Origin of the sequence: Bartonella sp. AP58NXGY (assembly GCF_042195785.1) — a bacterium.
Classification (GTDB): domain Bacteria; phylum Pseudomonadota; class Alphaproteobacteria; order Rhizobiales; family Rhizobiaceae; genus Bartonella.
The window spans coordinates 1-627 of the sequence record NZ_JBHIOY010000330.1 but is presented as its reverse complement, the minus strand read 5'-3'; the positions used below and the strand labels follow the sequence as shown (position 1 = coordinate 627).

Below are 627 nucleotides of genomic sequence, written 5' to 3'. Positions count from 1 at the left end.
GAACTTTTTGATGAAACCCAAGAAGACGCTGCAAAAAACGTAGCCAATACCACACCAGATAAAGATGATACCCTTGATCCAAACGCCCCACCTAACGCATGTGATGAAGGCGAAGGCGTTATCCATATGGACGAGGAGGCTATGTAAGCAAAATTAAAAAATTATAGAAATTTTCTTGACAATGTGGCGACAATATGAATAATCGAATCAGGTGCCTAGAAAACACCTTGAATCCACAAGCGGATAGATTGCCGACACAATCTCTTCTCCGCACATTAAAGACTTTGACTCATTGTATGCTGTAGCATATAAATGGCTTGTCGGGTGTAGCTATGCCATAAAATACCCTTAATGGGAAAAGCATAGCGACGGGCTTGTGGCCGTGTTTTTGAGCACCCGGCACTCTTTTTTAGAGTGTCAATCAAAAACATCTAACCCACAAGGAGTTCACATGAACACTCTTATAGAAATATCAGAACAGATCATTGATGGCGATACTGTTCAGACAGTAAATGCACGTGATCTGCATGCGTTTTTAGAGGCAAAACGAGACTTTTCCAATTGGATTAAAGATCGCATCAATAAATATAATTTATTAGAAAATCAGGATTATTTAGTTTTCACCAA

General features: G+C 39.4%; 1 protein-coding gene and 1 pseudogene. Both read left to right on the top strand.

Annotation, left to right across the window (positions count from 1 at the left end; genetic code table 11):
• Positions 1-147: pseudogene (locus ACFINC_RS11220) on the top strand (late control protein); the annotation flags it as partial.
• Between the two features lie 304 nt (positions 148-451).
• On the top strand, positions 452-627 hold a 176-nt coding region (locus ACFINC_RS11215), incomplete at its 3' end, for an antA/AntB antirepressor family protein (protein ID WP_375617252.1).